General features: G+C 55.6%; 20 protein-coding genes. 8 read left to right on the forward strand and 12 right to left on the reverse strand.

The genetic code is table 11. From position 1 onward, the window contains the following. Positions 1-14: 14 nt before the first annotated feature. Positions 15-1,262: an L-methionine/branched-chain amino acid transporter gene (gene yjeH, locus FZF21_RS01945; protein ID WP_032104117.1), complete on the reverse strand. Its 1,248-nt coding sequence runs from the start codon at positions 1,260-1,262 to the stop codon at positions 15-17. 178 nt (positions 1,263-1,440) lie between these two features. Here yjeH and FZF21_RS01950 point away from each other — a divergent pair, with 178 nt between their 5' ends. Together FZF21_RS01950 and groL are read left to right on the forward strand one after the other, a co-directional pair. Next, positions 1,441-1,734, forward strand: coding sequence for a co-chaperone GroES (locus tag FZF21_RS01950; RefSeq protein WP_003855929.1), 294 nt, complete (start codon positions 1,441-1,443; stop codon positions 1,732-1,734). Positions 1,735-1,773: 39 nt separating this feature from the next. Continuing rightward, positions 1,774-3,420, forward strand: a complete 1,647-nt coding sequence (groL, locus tag FZF21_RS01955) for a chaperonin GroEL (protein ID WP_015572446.1) — start codon at positions 1,774-1,776, stop codon at positions 3,418-3,420. 65 nt (positions 3,421-3,485) lie between these two features. On the opposite strand, the gene iadA is transcribed toward groL, so the two are convergent. Genes iadA through FZF21_RS01970 form a run of 3 tightly spaced genes read right to left on the reverse strand, consistent with a single transcriptional unit; the run spans position 3,486 to position 5,765 of the window. Next, positions 3,486-4,649 (reverse strand): beta-aspartyl-peptidase, encoded by a 1,164-nt coding sequence (gene iadA, locus FZF21_RS01960; protein WP_047740972.1) that lies wholly within the window; start codon positions 4,647-4,649, stop codon positions 3,486-3,488. A 10-nt stretch (positions 4,650-4,659) separates the two neighbouring features. Beyond that, positions 4,660-5,121 (reverse strand): YjiG family protein, encoded by a 462-nt coding sequence (locus FZF21_RS01965; RefSeq protein WP_015572448.1) that lies wholly within the window; start codon positions 5,119-5,121, stop codon positions 4,660-4,662. After that, the gene (locus FZF21_RS01970) at positions 5,118-5,765 is read right to left on the reverse strand and encodes a nucleoside recognition domain-containing protein (RefSeq protein ID WP_045340468.1); all 648 of its coding nucleotides are present in this window, start codon (positions 5,763-5,765) and stop codon (positions 5,118-5,120) included. Before FZF21_RS01970 ends, FZF21_RS01965 begins: the two co-directional genes overlap by 4 nt. A 233-nt stretch (positions 5,766-5,998) precedes the next feature. Between FZF21_RS01970 and FZF21_RS01975 the strand changes: the two genes are divergently transcribed. Then, entirely contained in the window at positions 5,999-6,352 is a 354-nt protein-coding gene (locus FZF21_RS01975; protein ID WP_003855938.1) for a DUF4156 domain-containing protein, read from the forward strand. A 65-nt stretch (positions 6,353-6,417) separates the two neighbouring features. Here the strand turns inward: FZF21_RS01975 and epmB are convergent, their stop codons facing one another. Continuing rightward, positions 6,418-7,446 (reverse strand): EF-P beta-lysylation protein EpmB, encoded by a 1,029-nt coding sequence (gene epmB / locus FZF21_RS01980; RefSeq protein ID WP_045340467.1) that lies wholly within the window; start codon positions 7,444-7,446, stop codon positions 6,418-6,420. 40 nt (positions 7,447-7,486) lie between these two features. On the opposite strand from epmB, the gene efp reads away from it, so the two are divergent. The 3 genes from efp (at position 7,487) to ecnB (ending at position 8,497) form a co-directional block, all read left to right on the forward strand. After that, entirely contained in the window at positions 7,487-8,053 is a 567-nt protein-coding gene (gene efp / locus FZF21_RS01985) for an elongation factor P (protein ID WP_003855940.1), read from the forward strand. A 57-nt stretch (positions 8,054-8,110) separates the two neighbouring features. Then, a complete protein-coding gene (locus tag FZF21_RS01990; RefSeq protein ID WP_015572451.1) occupies positions 8,111-8,242 on the forward strand; it encodes an entericidin A/B family lipoprotein in 132 nt (43 codons plus the stop codon). A 108-nt stretch (positions 8,243-8,350) separates the two neighbouring features. Next, positions 8,351-8,497 (forward strand): lipoprotein toxin entericidin B, encoded by a 147-nt coding sequence (gene ecnB, locus FZF21_RS01995; RefSeq protein WP_003855942.1) that lies wholly within the window; start codon positions 8,351-8,353, stop codon positions 8,495-8,497. A 37-nt stretch (positions 8,498-8,534) separates the two neighbouring features. Here ecnB and FZF21_RS02000 read toward each other — a convergent pair whose 3' ends face one another. Continuing rightward, the gene (locus tag FZF21_RS02000) at positions 8,535-9,134 is read right to left on the reverse strand and encodes a LuxR C-terminal-related transcriptional regulator (RefSeq protein WP_015572452.1); all 600 of its coding nucleotides are present in this window, start codon (positions 9,132-9,134) and stop codon (positions 8,535-8,537) included. A 262-nt stretch (positions 9,135-9,396) separates the two neighbouring features. Between FZF21_RS02000 and sugE the strand changes: the two genes are divergently transcribed. Beyond that, complete coding sequence (gene sugE, locus FZF21_RS02005) at positions 9,397-9,714, forward strand: quaternary ammonium compound efflux SMR transporter SugE (RefSeq protein WP_015572453.1); 318 nt, start codon at positions 9,397-9,399, stop codon at positions 9,712-9,714. On the opposite strand, the gene FZF21_RS02010 is transcribed toward sugE, so the two are convergent. Further along, a complete protein-coding gene (locus FZF21_RS02010) occupies positions 9,711-10,241 on the reverse strand; it encodes a lipocalin family protein (RefSeq protein ID WP_023295791.1) in 531 nt (176 codons plus the stop codon). The genes sugE and FZF21_RS02010 overlap by 4 nt on opposite strands. 158 nt (positions 10,242-10,399) lie before the next feature. Continuing rightward, entirely contained in the window at positions 10,400-11,545 is a 1,146-nt protein-coding gene (blaACT, locus tag FZF21_RS02015) for an ACT family cephalosporin-hydrolyzing class C beta-lactamase (RefSeq protein ID WP_149121110.1), read from the reverse strand. 132 nt (positions 11,546-11,677) lie between these two features. Between blaACT and ampR the strand changes: the two genes are divergently transcribed. After that, positions 11,678-12,553: a LysR family transcriptional regulator AmpR gene (gene ampR / locus FZF21_RS02020; RefSeq protein ID WP_023302952.1), complete on the forward strand. Its 876-nt coding sequence runs from the start codon at positions 11,678-11,680 to the stop codon at positions 12,551-12,553. Between the two features lie 29 nt (positions 12,554-12,582). Here ampR and frdD read toward each other — a convergent pair whose 3' ends face one another. The 4 genes from frdD to frdA are packed head-to-tail and all read right to left on the reverse strand — an operon-like array spanning position 12,583 to position 15,876. Further along, positions 12,583-12,942 carry a fumarate reductase subunit FrdD gene (frdD, locus tag FZF21_RS02025; RefSeq protein ID WP_000609653.1) on the reverse strand — a complete coding sequence of 120 codons (360 nt, stop codon included), beginning with the start codon at positions 12,940-12,942 and terminating at the stop codon, positions 12,583-12,585. Positions 12,943-12,952: 10 nt separating this feature from the next. Further along, a complete protein-coding gene (frdC, locus tag FZF21_RS02030) occupies positions 12,953-13,348 on the reverse strand; it encodes a fumarate reductase subunit FrdC (RefSeq protein ID WP_017383964.1) in 396 nt (131 codons plus the stop codon). Between the two features lie 10 nt (positions 13,349-13,358). Continuing rightward, on the reverse strand, positions 13,359-14,093 hold the full coding sequence (gene frdB / locus FZF21_RS02035) for a fumarate reductase iron-sulfur protein (RefSeq protein ID WP_032620819.1): 735 nt from the start codon (positions 14,091-14,093) through the stop codon (positions 13,359-13,361). Next, positions 14,086-15,876 carry a fumarate reductase (quinol) flavoprotein subunit gene (frdA, locus tag FZF21_RS02040; protein WP_006810402.1) on the reverse strand — a complete coding sequence of 597 codons (1,791 nt, stop codon included), beginning with the start codon at positions 15,874-15,876 and terminating at the stop codon, positions 14,086-14,088. The genes frdB and frdA overlap by 8 nt, the downstream gene beginning before the upstream one ends. Positions 15,877-16,158 lie beyond the last annotated feature (282 nt).

Here is a 16,158-nt window from a genome sequence, read left to right on the forward strand (position 1 = left end):
CCGGTGGCGCTCGCTCACCGGGCCTGCGGCTTTTGCCGCTTTGGTAAAAACACCCACAGCCCCGCCAGCATGACGATGGCGTACACACTCTTCCATCCCACCATCGCCAGCAGCATCAGGCACAGGACACACCCGACAGCCGCCAGCGCCTTAAAGCGTCCTTTCAGTAGCCGACAGCCCGCCAGCATGCACAGCAGGTAGATCATGATGAAAATACCGTTGGCGTAGACAATCAGCGCGTCAAGGTTGATGTCGAGGAGATAAATGGCCAGGGAACTCACCACGCAGCAGCCCAGTACGCTATTCAGCGCATTCACCGGAAGCTGACGCTTTGACAGGCGTGAGAGGGGGCTATCCGGTTTATAAAGTGCCTGAGACCACACCAGCCGGGCGAAGCTCTGAATATAGATGTTGAGGCTGGCAAAGCAGGCGAGATAGCCAATCACGCAGGCTACCCACAGGGCCTTAACGCCAAACAGCTGCACCACGATGCCCGGCAGCGACGCGGCGGCGGCTTTCTCTTCACCGAACGCATTGAAGTGCAGCACCAGTACGGTACAGGCCCAGTACACGGTACCCGCCAGCAGCAGGCCAATCATCAGGGCGCGGGGGAAATCACGCTCGGGCTGTTTAAACTCGGATGCCAGATGAGCGAACGCCTCCAGACCGACGAAACACCAGAACATAACGGATAGTGCAGCGAAAAGCTGTGCGTGGTCGATGTCGTTAATCGCGGGGAAAGGAATATCCGCCACGGTAATGTCACCCGCAAACCAGATGGCGACGATCAGCGCGACAATTAACACGGCGACCAGCGTTTGCAGATTGGCGCTGGAACTGGCCCCGCGCGAGCCAACCCACCAGACAATGGCCAGCGTACCGAGTTCAGCCAGCAGCAGTTGTTCATCGTGCCAGCCAAACAGCGCCTGTCCGAAGCCGGTTGCGATATGCAGGGCTGCCGGAAGGCCAACGGGTATCACCGACAAAAATAGCCAGCCGGTGACGCGCTCCATCCGCGGCCCAAACGCCATGCCGACAAAATGCGCTACGCCGCCTGCGCTCGGGAAGTGCCGCCCGAGTATGGCAAAGACAATCGCCACCGGAAACACCAGCACGATCAGCACCGGCCATGCCCAAAGACTGTTATTGCCGGCAACCAATGCCGCCAGCGCGGGAACCGCAAATACCCCCGTGCCTAATAAAGACGTTGAGAGTAAGCCAATGCCCTGCGCCAGCCCCAACTCCTGCCTGAGTCCACTCATTTACCTCGTCCCGCGACCATCAAAAGAGAGTGGATGGTAACACTTTCGCAAATTTTTTTTCGATTACCCCTTGAAGGGGTAAAAAGCTATCCCCATCTCTCAGGGCACTAGCCGGAAAACCGCATGCGGACCGGCGTCATCCATAACTGATAATGACTTTCTCAAAGGAGAGCTATCAATGAGTATTCGTCCGTTACATGATCGTGTGATCGTCAAACGTAAAGAAGTTGAAACCAAGTCTGCTGGCGGCATCGTTCTGACCGGTTCAGCAGCAGCAAAATCAACGCGTGGCGAAATCATCGCTGTCGGTAAGGGCCGCATCCTGGAAAACGGAACTGTGCAGCCACTGGACGTTAAAGTTGGTGACATCGTCATTTTCAACGATGGCTACGGCGTGAAATCCGAGAAGATCGACAATGAAGAAGTGTTGATCATGTCCGAGAGCGACATTCTGGCAATTGTTGAAGCGTAATTAACGCACGAAACTGTACGAATTTGAGGAAATAAGAACATGGCAGCTAAAGACGTAAAATTCGGTAACGACGCTCGTGTAAAAATGCTCCGCGGCGTAAACGTACTGGCAGACGCAGTGAAAGTCACTCTGGGCCCGAAAGGCCGTAACGTAGTGCTGGACAAATCCTTCGGCGCGCCAACCATCACCAAAGATGGTGTTTCTGTTGCACGTGAAATCGAGCTGGAAGACAAGTTCGAAAACATGGGCGCACAGATGGTGAAAGAAGTTGCCTCTAAAGCGAACGACGCTGCCGGTGACGGCACCACCACCGCGACCGTACTGGCGCAGGCGATCATCACCGAAGGCCTGAAAGCCGTTGCTGCGGGCATGAACCCAATGGATCTGAAACGTGGTATCGACAAAGCTGTCGCCTCTGCTGTTGAAGAACTGAAAGCGCTGTCCGTACCGTGCTCTGACTCTAAAGCCATTGCTCAGGTTGGTACTATCTCCGCTAACTCCGACGAAACCGTAGGTAAACTGATCGCTGAAGCGATGGATAAAGTCGGTAAAGAAGGCGTGATCACCGTTGAAGACGGTACTGGTCTGGAAGACGAACTGGACGTGGTTGAAGGTATGCAGTTCGACCGCGGTTACCTGTCTCCATACTTCATCAACAAGCCAGAAACTGGCGCTGTTGAGCTGGAAAGCCCGTTCATCCTGCTGGCTGACAAGAAAATCTCCAACATCCGCGAAATGCTGCCAGTGCTGGAAGCTGTTGCGAAAGCAGGCAAGCCGCTGGTAATCATTGCTGAAGACGTTGAAGGCGAAGCGCTGGCGACTCTGGTGGTTAACACCATGCGTGGCATCGTGAAAGTGGCAGCGGTTAAAGCACCTGGCTTCGGCGATCGTCGTAAAGCGATGCTTCAGGATATCGCTACCCTGACTGGCGGTACCGTGATCTCCGAAGAGATCGGTATGGAGCTGGAAAAAGCGACCCTGGAAGACCTGGGCCAGGCGAAACGCGTTGTGATCAACAAAGACACCACCACCATCATCGACGGTGTGGGTGAAGAAGCTGCTATTCAGGGCCGTGTTGGTCAGATTCGTAAGCAGATCGAAGAAGCAACTTCCGATTACGACCGTGAAAAACTCCAGGAGCGCGTAGCGAAACTGGCAGGCGGCGTAGCGGTAATCAAAGTCGGTGCGGCTACCGAAGTTGAAATGAAAGAGAAGAAAGCACGCGTTGACGATGCCCTGCACGCGACCCGTGCTGCGGTAGAAGAAGGCGTGGTTGCTGGTGGTGGTGTCGCGCTGGTGCGTGTAGCCGCTAAACTGGCTGGCCTGACTGCTCAGAACGAAGACCAGAACGTGGGTATCAAAGTTGCGCTGCGCGCGATGGAAGCTCCTCTGCGTCAGATCGTGTCCAACGCCGGTGAAGAGCCGTCTGTGGTTGCGAACAACGTGAAAGCGGGTGAAGGTAACTACGGTTACAACGCGGCAACTGAAGAATACGGCAACATGATCGACTTCGGTATCCTGGATCCAACTAAAGTGACCCGTTCTGCACTGCAATACGCGGCATCTGTAGCTGGTCTGATGATCACGACCGAGTGCATGGTGACCGACCTGCCTAAAGGCGACGCGCCTGACTTAGGTGCTGCTGGTGGTATGGGCGGCATGGGTGGCATGGGCGGCATGATGTAATCATGTTGTTCTGAACCTCTCAGAACGAACCCCGGGCAGCAATGCCCGGGGTTTTTTATTGTCTTCTACTCAAAGGTGCCTTTCACGCACACAACGCCTCCACGCACCATCTGGCGGCCTTTCGCCCAGACCTCACGGATCTTAAGATCATCGGTCAGCACCAGGACGTCGGCATCGCATCCGGGCGCGATCCGCCCTTTATGCTCCAGGCCGAGAAATTCTGCCACGTTACGCGTAAACGGCAGAAGCGCCTCCTCCAGCGGCAGGTGATACCGGCCGACCAGCTGCTGTAGCGTCTCAAGCAGGGACTCAAAACCCGCCACGCCAATGCCAACAAGATTACCGTTTGCGTCAAAATTCGGCTGGCTGCCGTTGCCATCCGAGCTGAGCGTGAGCCGGTTAAACGGCACCTGTGCTTCACGGGCCGTCGCGATAGCGGTGGCGGCATCAACAGGCTCGCTGATGCTGGTGGTGATGTCGATGTACCCCCCTTCGCGGGCATAGTCCAGTGCGGCGTGGAACAGTGCCTGGGCGCGGTTGACGTGAGTTGGCAGCAGCTTCGTACGGGGCACGTCGGCGTTATTCAGGATGTTAAGCAGCGGCTCCAGCAGTTTCGGGCTGTTGCCGAGGTGAAACACGGATATCCCCGCTTTGGCGCCCAGCAGCCCGCCGACGCGTGACTGGGCGGCCATATTCGCGAGCTGGTCATCTGCCGGAGCGGAAGAGCGATGGTCGGAAATCGCGCATTTCACGCCAATGATTTTATCAATCAGCGCCACATCCTTTTCGATACTGCCGGTAATCGTCGGAGAAGGCAGGCCATACGCGCCTGTCAGCATCCACGCGCTGATCCCTTCATGCTCAAGCGCCCGCGTTTTCGCCAGCAGCGACTCGGGATGGCGGGTCACGCCGTCGGTGCCCAGCAGGCCAACAACGGAGGTGATGCCAGCCGCCACCAGCGCAGACAATCGCACCTCTGGCGTCCGGGTGTGGGGACCGGCTTCACCGCCGCCGCCAATCAGGTGTACATGCTGATCGATAAACCCCGGACAAACCACCGCTCCGGCGAGATCGCTTTCAGGACAGTCTGGCCTCGTTGTGGCGTGGCCCGCTTTTTCGACTGCGACGATTTTTCCTCCGGCAATCAGCAGATCGCAATGCCCAAGATCCTCGGGAGCGTAAAGCTGCGCATTGCGGAAAAGGTGCGGTTCCAGCACTGAAAAATCCATTTTTATCTCCTCAGAAGAGTAGCTGCATCACCCACATTGAGAGCAGGGCGTTAATGACGCAGATAGTGATGATGTGCGGATAATACTTCGGGTTGACGCCTGCGGTGCCAAGGCAACGGCCCGTGTTTTGCACCGGATTACCCATCAGATAGATGGCGGGCAGCAGGATGGTAGCATCGTGACCGTTGAGCGTGCCGGCAGCGACCAGACTGGCGCAGACCCCCACACCGCCGCCCATGCTCATTACCGAGGCCAGAAGAACCGTTGCCGCCGCACCCGGAAGTCCCCACAGGGCCATGATGGGCTCGCATACCCTGCCGACAATATCCAGCAGGCCGGTTACCTTGAGCGCCTGAATGATGACAAACGCCATGACCACGTTCGGCAGCAGGCTGGTGGTGGCGATGGTAAAGCCGCGGCGGGCGCCATCGATAAACAGGTCCATGATATTTTTACGCGGCTGGGCGATCATTTTTCCTCCTGAACGCGGCGAACTTCCATGTGGGCGATCCACAGTCGCAGGAAGTTCGCGCCAACAAATTTGAACACCAGAATGACGGCAAGCGGCGTGATCACCGGGACGGTAATAAAGGTAAAGAGTGCGGCACCGGAAGAAAAATAGTTGGTAATAATGGCGCTACCGCTGGTCTGGAAGGTGGCGAAAATGGCGCGTTCATGGTCAGTAATCGCCCCTTCGTCAGTCAACTCTTTGGTCATCCCTGCGGCTGCATCGGTATTTTGCAGGTTGGCGATAAGCGCCAGAGAGCAGATGCCCGGCACGCCGAGCAGCGGGCGCAGAATGGGCGTCATGAGCTGTTGTGCGGCGCGCAGCCCGCCCAGCCCCTCGGTAACGGCAATGATCCCGAGCGATAAAATGACCGAGGGCGCCAGTTCAAGGGCAAATAAAAAACCGTCTTTCGCTCCCGTGCCGCCCTCGCCGCGAAACGTCAGCTCGCCGTTCACCGGTCCAAAGCTGCCGTTCAGGACGGTAAAATCCAGCACGCGCCACCATTCGGTACTTTTGGCGAAAAAACCTGAGAAAAATACGATGGTGAGCACGAACGCCAGATAGCCCACCCAGGTTACTTTTTCCTCTCCTGAGGATGATGCACTCATGAAACCCCCTTTTTTGAGTCGCGTACAAAAGTTGTACGTCGCATCACTAAAAACGATCGGGGGCTAAAACACGATATCCCAAAGGTTATTATCAGAATTCATTTAAGATGTCGGAGGAGTGCGAGCGGAATCTGGCTCGCAGAAATGCTCAGCATTTTTCTTTTGGTCATCTTTTTAGTATAAGGTTTACACGCGGACAACTACTGTCCAGCTTATTGAAAACGAGGAATAACATGCGCATAAAAGTCTGTGCAGGGATTGTAGGTGCAGCATTGCTGCTGGCGGGTTGTAGCACCAGCAATGAGCTGACGGCAGCGGGCCAGAGCGTTCGCTTTGTGGAAGATAAGCCGGGCAGCGAATGCCAGCTGTTAGGCACCGCCACTGGCGAGCAAAGCAACTGGATGTCGGGGCAGCACGGCGAAGAGGGCGGCTCTATGCGCGGTGCGGCCAATGCCCTGCGTAATCAGGCTGCGGCAATGGGCGGCAATGTGATTTACGGGGTGAGCAGCCCGACGCAGGGGATGCTGTCCAGCTTTGTGCCAACCGCCAGCCAGATGAACGGCCAGGTCTATAAGTGCCCGAACTGATATAACTTTTTGATGGCGCTGCCGCTTTATCTCCAGGGCAGGTAAGCGTAGCGCTACCTGCCTTTTTAGTGCTGCCGCAGCTGCAAATCCAGCGGCGTCTTACTCGGCTCTCCGCCAATCTCACGTGCCAGCTTCGGCACCATATAACCCGAAACCAGCGTTAACAGCTCGCGCATAATTTTCCGGGCCTCTTCATCTGTCACCATGAAGTGCGCCGCGCCCTGGACGCGATCCAGAACATGCAGGTAATAGGGCATTACGCCCGCATCAAATAAGGCATTGCTGAGATCGGCCAGCACGCGGGCGCTGTCGTTCACGCCGCGCAGTAATACGCTCTGGTTGAGCAGCGTCACGCCTGCCTTTCGCATACGCGCCATCGCCGCACGAAAGTCCGCGTCAATTTCATTCGCGTGGTTGATATGGTTCACCAGCAGCACCTGCAAACGGGACTGCTCCAGGCGCGTGACCAGGGCGTCGGTGATACGCGCCGGGATGACGATCGGTAAACGGCTGTGAATGCGCAGACGCTTAATGTGCGGGATGGTCTCAAGCTGAGTCAGCAGCCAGTCCAGCTCATGATCTTTTGCCATCAGCGGGTCGCCGCCGGAAAAGATGATTTCATCCAGCTCCGGGTGCGCCGCGATGTAGTCCAGTGCCACCTGCCAGTTGCGTTTATTGCCCTGATTTTCGGCGTACGGGAAGTGGCGACGGAAGCAATAGCGGCAATTTACCGCGCAACCACCCTTAACCAGCAGCAGGGCGCGATTACGGTATTTATGCAGCAAACCCGGTACGACACTGTTTTGCTCTTCCAGCGGATCGGTGCTGTATCCGGGGGCGGTAATAAACTCATCCTGAGAGGTAAGCGTTTGTTTTAATAATGGATCATCAGGGTTACCCTTTTCCATTCGGGCAACAAACGCGCGGGGAACGCGCAGGGCGAAAAGGCGCTTCGCCTCACGACCTGCACGCAACGCTTCGTGCTGTTCGAGGTCTAAAAGACGCAGCAATTCATCAGGACTGGTGATTACATCGGCAAGTTGCGATAACCAATCTTCTCTGGACGGGGTGTTTAGGGTTACAATATGCGCCATTTTGTGGCTTAGCTACCAGTTAACAAATTTAGAGGGCCTTATGGCAACGTACTATAGCAACGATTTTCGTGCTGGTCTTAAAATCATGATGGACGGCGAACCGTACGCGGTTGAAGCCAGCGAATTCGTTAAACCAGGTAAAGGCCAGGCATTCGCACGCGTTAAGCTGCGCCGCCTGCTGACCGGTACCCGTGTTGAGAAAACCTTCAAATCTACTGACTCCGCTGAAGGCGCTGATGTTGTCGATATGAACCTGACTTACCTGTACAACGACGGTGAGTTCTGGCACTTCATGAACAACGAAACCTTCGAGCAGCTGTCTGCGGACGCGAAAGCGATTGGCGACAACGCCAAGTGGCTGCTGGATCAGGCTGAGTGCATCGTTACCCTGTGGAACGGTCAGCCTATCGCGGTTACGCCTCCGAACTTCGTTGAGCTGGAAATCGTTGAAACCGATCCAGGTCTGAAAGGTGATACCGCAGGTACTGGCGGCAAGCCTGCCACCCTGTCTACCGGCGCGGTGGTTAAAGTGCCACTGTTCGTACAGATCGGTGAAGTGATCAAAGTGGATACCCGCTCCGGCGAATACGTATCCCGCGTGAAGTAATTTACGTCATGATTAAAGGCGCAGCGCCCGCTGCGCCTGATTTTGCAGGCAGGGAAGATGAAACGTACCGTTAAAATTCTGCTTCTGTTAGCGTTCTCCAGCGCAATTCTCTCCGGTTGCAACACCGCGCGTGGCGTGGGCGAAGATATTCAGGATCTCGGCCATATCATTTCCCATGCGGCCAGCTAATTCCGTTTAATTTTCCTAAAAATTCTTCCTTTTCCGTCAAACGACAAGATCTTGTCTATTCTTAAGTTGCTATACACAAAATAACTTTGGCTATAAAAGGAAGATATTATGGTTAAGAAAACAATTGCAGCGATCTTTTCTGTTCTGGTGCTTTCTTCGGTACTGACTGCATGTAACACCACCCGTGGCGTAGGGGAAGATATCTCCGACGGTGGTAACGCGATTTCTGGCGCAGCAACTAAAGCTCAGAACTAATGAAAGCGACGGTACGGCAGCTAACTTCACCGTACCGTCAATTCTCCACTTCCTGTAGCGATAAAAACGGGGAGTAACGCGTATCCATATGAAGCTTCATGCGGATATTGCGTTTGTACGTATACACCGTTTTTCCGTTAATGCGCAGATTGCTGGCAATTTTCTGGTTGCTCGCACCATCCATCCACAGGGTCAGTACTCTCTCTTCCTGACGCGTCAGTAACGGTGCCGCCATTTCCGGAAGCTCCGCGCTTGCGCATGTCGTTAGCGCGTCGTTTATCACCGCCGCCAGTTTTTCCAGATCGGTATTTTTGGAAAGTGAAGACCATATCGGGAACTGCGCCAGATAATCTGTCATCTCCTGCTCCTGCCCCGATTGCAGCATAATAAAAGGCAATGTTTCGCTGGCAATAAGCAGGGAAGATAGCTGCTGAAAATGGTGTAAATCCTGCCGGAAGCCCGATAAATCAGCGATGACCAGCGCAGGTTTCCATTGCAGGATATGCTCTCTGGCGAGGAAAAGATTATTTACCCCGGTTACGACGAAATGACCCGAAAACAGGTCTGAATGATTGAGCCAGGCTTCAAATCCCGTGCGGGTGAAGTGACAACGGTCAATCAAAAGAATTTTGAACATATAATTTTCGCAGTCGGCTAGTGGTTTGGCTTCCTGCCATCAGAAAGCCTATCATCATAGAGAAGTCGGATGAGTCATAAATGCCTGAACTCCGTGCCTTACTGAGGCTATTTCTTGCCTTAACGTGTTCAGCAGAAAAAGTTTGAAAAAAAATTCCATGCTAACCAAAATATAAGGCGCAACCTCAGCCTTGCGGGACGACCCGTAAGCGCTTCATTCATCGGGGACGGCCCCAACTTGTCGTTAAGTTAAGGAGCCTGATATGTCCTGGATCGTTCTTGTTATTGCCGGTTTGCTCGAAGTGGTATGGGCAATTGGCCTGAAATATACCCACGGTTTTACCCGCCTGACGCCCAGCGTCATCACTATCGCCGCAATGATTGTCAGTATCGTCATGCTGTCATGGGCGATGCGAACCTTGCCAGTCGGAACGGCTTACGCTGTCTGGACTGGAATTGGCGCGGTAGGGGCTGCCATTACCGGCATTCTGCTGCTGGGGGAGTCTGCGAGTCTGGCGCGTATCGCCAGCCTCGCGTTAATCGTCGCGGGTATCATCGGGTTAAAACTCAGTACGCACTAATGCAGCTGTTTTACCCAGATTAATTTCGTCACGTCAAACCCTTGCCGGGTCGCTATGTCCAGCATCTGCTGTTTCATTTCCGTCGAGATCGTTGGCGTGCGGGAGAGGAGCCACAGATAGTTGCGATCCGGCCCACACACCAGCGCATGGCGGTACTCTCTGTCCAGCGCAATGACGTTATACCCGCCGTAGAATGGGCCGATGAAAGAGACTTTCATGGCCGCGCGGTTAGACGCGCCGGTGAAATAGGCCTGACCAACTGACTGCTGCCACATCTGGCGATCCGGGTTATAACCGCGGTTAATGACCCGGATCCCGCCGTCATCCATCGCGCTGTAGCTGACCGTGACTTTTTCTAAGCCCCGTTCGAACTGATGGTCCATTCGGGCGATTTCATACCAGGTGCCGAGGAAGCGCTGTGCGTCGAAATTACTGACTACCGTGACGCCAGGCGGAGGAGTAGGGGAACTGCAAGCAACCACTAAAAACGCGGCTGTTACTGCGGCAATAACAGGCAGAATGCGCATAGGAGTTTCCTTACTGTTTTTTGTTAAGTGTAGATGACAGCAAGGAAAATGCGGGAGATTGTGCAGGGTGTTTTGCCGGGTGACGGCTTCGCCTTACCCGGCCTACAAAGTTCACGCGTTGTGTAGGCCGGGTAAGCGCAGCGCCACCCGGCAATGTTTTACTGTAGCGCCTCGAGGATATGGTATGCCGCCTCAACGCGTGCCGGGTTCGGATAGCTTGTATTCGCGAGCATCACAATACCGATCTGCTTTTCAGGAATAAAGGCCACGTAGCTGCCAAACCCGCCAGTAGAGCCCGTTTTATGGACCCAGGACGCTTTGACCGGGGGAGCCGGTGGATTCACTTCTGCCACGGGCAACGGCGCCAGTGCTACCTTACTGTCGCTGCCCTCGACCACCGTGTTGGCCTCCACGGGCCAGTTGAGCATCTCCCAGCCCAGACCCTGATACATTGACCCGATACGCCAGTAGCGCGACTGCGCCAGCGCGATGCCCTGCTTAAGTGAGGCATCAGCAACGTTCTCCGGCGCCATGTTTGCCATGACCCAGTTCGCCATATCCTGCACGTTGGTTTTCACGCCATAGGCTTGTGCATCCAGCATACCCGGCGAAACGCGCACCGCTTTACCGTCACGATAGCCCCAGGCGTAATGCGCCTCTTCCGCTTTCGGCACGTTAATCCAGGTATGGACCAGCTTGAGCGGCTTAAGGACCCGCGTCGTCATGGCCTGCTCATAGGGCATGCCAGAAGGTTTGACCGCCAGCGCACCAAAAAGACCGATGCTGGCGTTGGCGTAAAGACGCGTTGTGCCAGGCTTCCACTGCGGCTGCCAGTTTTGATAAAAGCGCAGCAGGGAGGCGTTATCCGTGACCTCATCCGGTACCTGTAGCGGCAGGCCGCCAGCGGTGTAGGTGGCGAGATCCAGCATACGAATACCCTGCCACTGCTTGCCCGTCAGCTGTGGCCAGTATCTGGTCACCGGATCGTCCAGCGAAATTTCACCGCGAGCAATGGCATCCCCACCTAAAACGCCGGTGAAGGTTTTACTTATAGAACCCAGCTCGAACAGGGTCTGAGGCGTAACGGATTTATTCGCCGCGATATCGGCCTTGCCAAACGTGTAATAGTGCGGTTTTCCCTGATAAATAACGGCCACCGCCATGCCTGGAACAGACTGGGCTTTCATCAGCGGGGTAACCGTATTCGCAACCACCTCCGCCAGCTGTTTTTCTGACACTGGCGTGGCGAGAGCAGAGCAAGAGATGCCGAGCAGCAGGGCGCAGCAAAGGGATTTTTTCATCATCAGTAATCTTCCGTAATAGCGAGTCAAGGGGATGTCCGGGCCCGTCAGACAGGCGTAGTCTGTTGGATTTGACAGTGCCTGACAAACGGTTAAATTTAGCATTAGCTGTTAATTTTTCTAACGGAAGCGACCATGACGCGAAGCTATCTCCCCCTCAATTCGCTTCGGGCTTTTGAGGCCGCCGCAAGACATCTCAGCTTTACGCATGCGGCCATTGAACTGAATGTGACGCATTCGGCTATTAGCCAGCATGTGAAAACGCTGGAGCAGCACCTGAACTGTCAGCTGTTCATTCGCGTGTCGCGCGGGCTGATGTTGACTACCGAGGGCGAAAATTTACTGCCGGTGCTGAATGATTCGTTCGATCGTATAGCCGGAATGCTGGATCGCTTCGCTAACCATCGTGCGCAGGAGAAGCTGAAAATCGGCGTGGTGGGTACGTTTGCCACCGGGGTCTTATTCTCGCAGCTGGAGGATTTTCGCCGTGGCTATCCGCACATCGATCTTCAGCTTTCCACCCATAACAACCGCGTTGATCCGGCTGCCGAAGGGCTTGACTATACGATCCGCTACGGTGGCGGGGCGTGGCACGGTACCGAGGCTGAATTTCTTTGTCATGCGCCGCTCGCGCCGCTGTGTACGCCTGATATTGCCGCCAGTCTGCACAGTCCGGCCGACATCCTCAGGTTTACGCTGCTGCGCTCCTACCGACGCGACGAGTGGACCGCGTGGATGCAGGCGGCCGGCGAGCATCCCCCTTCGCCAACGCACCGCGTGATGGTATTTGATTCGTCCGTGACCATGCTGGAGGCCGCTCAGGCAGGGGTGGGTATTGCTATTGCGCCTGTCGATATGTTTACCCATCTGTTAGCCAGCGAGCGCATTGTGCAGCCCTTTGCGACGCAGATTGAGCTCGGCAGCTACTGGCTGACCCGATTGCAGTCCCGGGCAGAAACGCCAGCCATGCGCGAATTTTCCCGGTGGCTGGTGGAGAAGATGAAAAAGTAAAAAGCCCGCCGGATGGCGGGCCTGTTCAGTCAGATGGTGACCACGGCAATCAACGTGACGACCGTCAGAATGGTCGCCAGACCGTAGAAGACCCATTTACCGCTTGGCACATGGATTTTCAGATCGTGCATCGCATGGTGGATACGGTGCAGACCACACCACAGCGGCAGGACGATCATCAGGAAGATGAACACGCGGCCAATAAAGCTGCTCGCAAAGGCCAGTACGCGCTCATAGCTCAGCGCATCGCCCGGGAACAGCCCCAGCGGCAGCATGATCCCGACCAGCAGGATAATGACCGGGGCAATAATGGCGCTCCACATGCCGCCTGCGCCAAACAGCCCCCAGAAGACCGGCTCGTCTGAACGTTTTGGATTTGGATTGATCACAGTAGTCTCCTTACCAGAACAGTGCGACAAACAGAATGACCACAGAGACAACTGCCGTCACTGCCCAGAGCCCTTTAATGACCGGCTCTGGCCCCATTTTTTCGCCTTTTACAATGATGTTCGCTGCTTTTGGCGCCAGTTCAAACCAGGTTTTGGTATGAAGCAGCGCGGCGGCGAGCACAATCAGGTTCAGCACAACGATGATTGGGTTTTGCAGGAAGCCCACAAAACTGGCCCAGGCTTCCGGGCCGTGCTTGAGGGCATAAACCCCGTACAGCAGTTCGAGGCTGAACCAGACCGCGGGAACAGCCGTGCCTTCACGCAGCATATAGAAGCGATAAAACGGCAGTTTTTTCCACCAGGTGGACGGCATTGGCCGCACGTAGGCTTTGCGTTTAGTCGTCATCATGCACTCCTTAGCGTGGTTTCAGGGTAGCGATAAGAAAGTCTTTCGAGCTTTCCACCTTTCCCTGCTGAATGGCGGCGGCCGGGTCGACGTGCTTCGGACACACTTCGGAGCAGTAGCCCACGAATGTGCAGCTCCAGACCCCGTTCTGGCTGTTAAGCTGCGCCATACGTTCTTTTTTACCGTGGTCGCGGCTGTCTTCGTTATAGCGGTGCGCCAGGGTAATGGCGGCCGGGCCGATGAACTCAGGGTTCAGGCCAAACTGCGGACAGGCGGCATAGCACAGGCCGCAGTTGATGCAGCCGGAGAACTGATGGTATTTCGCCATCTGCGCGGGCGTCTGGGTGTTTGGCCCCTGATCCGGCGTGCGCGGGTTGCCGATGATGTACGGCTTAATCGCTTCGAGGCTTTCGATAAAGTGGGTCATGTCGACCACCAGATCGCGCTCAATCGGGAAGTTGCCCAGCGCTTCAACCTTGATACCTTTGGTGTAATCACGCAGGAAGGTTTTACACGCCAGCTTTGGCACCTTGTTGACCATCATGCCGCAGGAGCCGCAAATTGCCATGCGGCAGGACCAGCGGTAGCTCAGGTCTGGGGCCAGGTTATCTTTGATATAGCCGAGCGCATCCAGCAGGGAGGTTTGCTCGTCGTAAGGGACTTCATAGAAAGCGCTGTGCGGCGCGGCGTCCACTTCCGGATTGTAGCGCACCACTTCAATTTTCAGTTTTTGCATCTCAGCCATTCGCCTTCTCCTTCTTATCGGCGGCTTCTGCTTCTGCACCGTACACGCGTTTCGCCGGTGGCAGCGTGGTGATTTTCACGTCGCTGTAGTCCAGTCGCGTAGTGCCATCCGCATCGCGCCAGGCGAGAGTGTGTTTAAGGAAATTGACGTCGTCACGTTCGGTGCAGCCCTCATCCAGGCGCTGGTGCGCGCCGCGGGACTCTTTACGCGCCAGGGCGGAATGGGCCATACATTCTGCGACGTTCAGGCCATGGCCCAGTTCAATGGTATAAAGCAGATCGGTATTGAAGACGCTGGAAGTGTCGGTGATGCGCACACGCTTGAAGCGCTCCTGCAACTCCGCCAGCTTGTCGACGGTTTTCTGCATCAGCTCTGGCGTACGGTAGATCCCGCAGCCTTCTTCCATCGACAGCCCCATTTCGTCGCGGATCTTCGACCAGTTTTCGTTACCTTCCTGGTTCACCAGGTCTTTCAGGCGTTTTTCGACGTCTGCAACCTGCGCATCCAGCGCCGCGCTGTTAGCTTCACCTGCCGTTGCGGCACGCTCCATCGCACGTTCGCCCGCCATGCGACCAAAGACCACCAGCTCAGCCAGCGAGTTTGAGCCCAGACGGTTTGCGCCGTGCAGACCGACGGAGGAACACTCGCCCACCGCAAACAGCCCTTTGATGCGGGTTTCGCACTGCTGGTCGGTTTCGATACCGCCCATGGTGTAGTGCGCGGTTGGACGCACCGGGATCGGCTCTTTCACCGGATCGACGCCCACATAGGCTTTCGCCAGCTCGCAGATAAACGGCAAACGCTCCAGCAGTTTCTTCTCGCCGAGATGACGCAGGTCGAGATGCACCACGTCGCCGCGCGGTGTTGAGATGGTGTTGCCTTTGCGCCACTCGTGCCAGAAAGCCTGAGAGACTTTGTCGCGTGGGCCGAGTTCCATGTATTTGTTTTTCGGCTCGCCAAGCGGGGTTTCCGGACCCATGCCGTAATCCTGCAAATAGCGATAGCCGTTTTTGTTGACCAGAATACCGCCTTCACCGCGGCAGCCTTCCGTCATCAGAATACCAGAGCCCGGCAGACCGGTTGGGTGATACTGGACGAACTCCATATCACGCAGCGGGACGCCGTGGCTGAGCGCCATGCCCATACCGTCACCGGTGACGATGCCGCCGTTGGTGTTGTAGCGGTATACGCGGCCCGCGCCGCCCGTTGCCATCACCACCGCGTTAGCGCGGATCTGGACAAGCGTGCCTTCCATCATGTTCATTGCCACCAGTCCGCGCGCATGACCGTCGTCGACCAGAATGTCGAGAACGAAATGTTCGTCAAAGCGCTGGATTTGTGGGAACTGGAGGGAGGTCTGGAACAGGGTGTGCAGCATGTGGAAGCCGGTCTTATCGGCGGCAAACCAGGTGCGTTCGATCTTCATGCCACCGAAGCGGCGGACGTTGACGCTCCCGTCCGGACGGCGGCTCCACGGGCATCCCCACTGTTCCAGCTGGGTCATTTCCGTTGGGCAATGGTGCACGAAGTAATCAACGACATCCTGTTCGCAAAGCCAGTCGCCCCCTGCAACCGTGTCGTGGAAATGGTATTCGAAGCTGTCATGATCCTGCGCGACGGCGGCGGATCCTCCTTCTGCGGCTACCGTGTGGCTGCGCATCGGATAGACTTTTGAAATCAATGCGATTTTAGCGTTCGGATTGGCTTGTGCCGCAGCAATTGCAGCGCGTAATCCAGCCCCGCCAGCGCCTATTACGGCAAGATCGGCTTGAAAAGTTTGCACGACATTCCTCCAGATTTTTGTTTTCCCGCAACGGGATGAACTAAAGGACGTTCACCTGCCCGAACGGGCGATTGCGGAAGCGATTCCACTGCTCCTTTATGGGTAAAACAGTATAACCGCGTAGAAGTGAGGGAAATTTGACGTGTTCGATTTTTTTGCTGTTCTGTGCGGTGATTTATCATCGTGATTAATGAATGGCGTCACAGTATTTCTCTGTGCAATGAAAAAGGACTTTTACTGTGCAAAATTTGTCTCTGCCCCGGCTTACGAGTAGACTTCGTG

The sequence above is a fragment of the Enterobacter sp. LU1 genome, assembly GCF_008271405.2.
Classification (GTDB): domain Bacteria; phylum Pseudomonadota; class Gammaproteobacteria; order Enterobacterales; family Enterobacteriaceae; genus Enterobacter; species Enterobacter hormaechei_C.

Bases quoted from the DNA above. Each gene is read 5' to 3' on its own strand.
- yjeH (WP_032104117.1), bottom strand. From the start codon at position 1,262: ATGAGTGGACTCAGGCAGGAGTTGGGGCTGGCGCAGGGCATTGGCTTA.
- FZF21_RS01950 (WP_003855929.1), top strand. From the start codon at position 1,441: ATGAGTATTCGTCCGTTACATGATCGTGTGATCGTCAAACGTAAAGAA.
- groL (WP_015572446.1), top strand. From the start codon at position 1,774: ATGGCAGCTAAAGACGTAAAATTCGGTAACGACGCTCGTGTAAAAATG.
- iadA (WP_047740972.1), bottom strand. From the start codon at position 4,649: ATGGATTTTTCAGTGCTGGAACCGCACCTTTTCCGCAATGCGCAGCTT.
- FZF21_RS01965 (WP_015572448.1), bottom strand. From the start codon at position 5,121: ATGATCGCCCAGCCGCGTAAAAATATCATGGACCTGTTTATCGATGGC.
- FZF21_RS01970 (WP_045340468.1), bottom strand. From the start codon at position 5,765: ATGAGTGCATCATCCTCAGGAGAGGAAAAAGTAACCTGGGTGGGCTAT.
- FZF21_RS01975 (WP_003855938.1), top strand. From the start codon at position 5,999: ATGCGCATAAAAGTCTGTGCAGGGATTGTAGGTGCAGCATTGCTGCTG.
- epmB (WP_045340467.1), bottom strand. From the start codon at position 7,446: ATGGCGCATATTGTAACCCTAAACACCCCGTCCAGAGAAGATTGGTTA.
- efp (WP_003855940.1), top strand. From the start codon at position 7,487: ATGGCAACGTACTATAGCAACGATTTTCGTGCTGGTCTTAAAATCATG.
- FZF21_RS01990 (WP_015572451.1), top strand. From the start codon at position 8,111: ATGAAACGTACCGTTAAAATTCTGCTTCTGTTAGCGTTCTCCAGCGCA.
- ecnB (WP_003855942.1), top strand. From the start codon at position 8,351: ATGGTTAAGAAAACAATTGCAGCGATCTTTTCTGTTCTGGTGCTTTCT.
- FZF21_RS02000 (WP_015572452.1), bottom strand. From the start codon at position 9,134: ATGTTCAAAATTCTTTTGATTGACCGTTGTCACTTCACCCGCACGGGA.
- sugE (WP_015572453.1), top strand. From the start codon at position 9,397: ATGTCCTGGATCGTTCTTGTTATTGCCGGTTTGCTCGAAGTGGTATGG.
- FZF21_RS02010 (WP_023295791.1), bottom strand. From the start codon at position 10,241: ATGCGCATTCTGCCTGTTATTGCCGCAGTAACAGCCGCGTTTTTAGTG.
- blaACT (WP_149121110.1), bottom strand. From the start codon at position 11,545: ATGATGAAAAAATCCCTTTGCTGCGCCCTGCTGCTCGGCATCTCTTGC.
- ampR (WP_023302952.1), top strand. From the start codon at position 11,678: ATGACGCGAAGCTATCTCCCCCTCAATTCGCTTCGGGCTTTTGAGGCC.
- frdC (WP_017383964.1), bottom strand. From the start codon at position 13,348: ATGACGACTAAACGCAAAGCCTACGTGCGGCCAATGCCGTCCACCTGG.
- frdB (WP_032620819.1), bottom strand. From the start codon at position 14,093: ATGGCTGAGATGCAAAAACTGAAAATTGAAGTGGTGCGCTACAATCCG.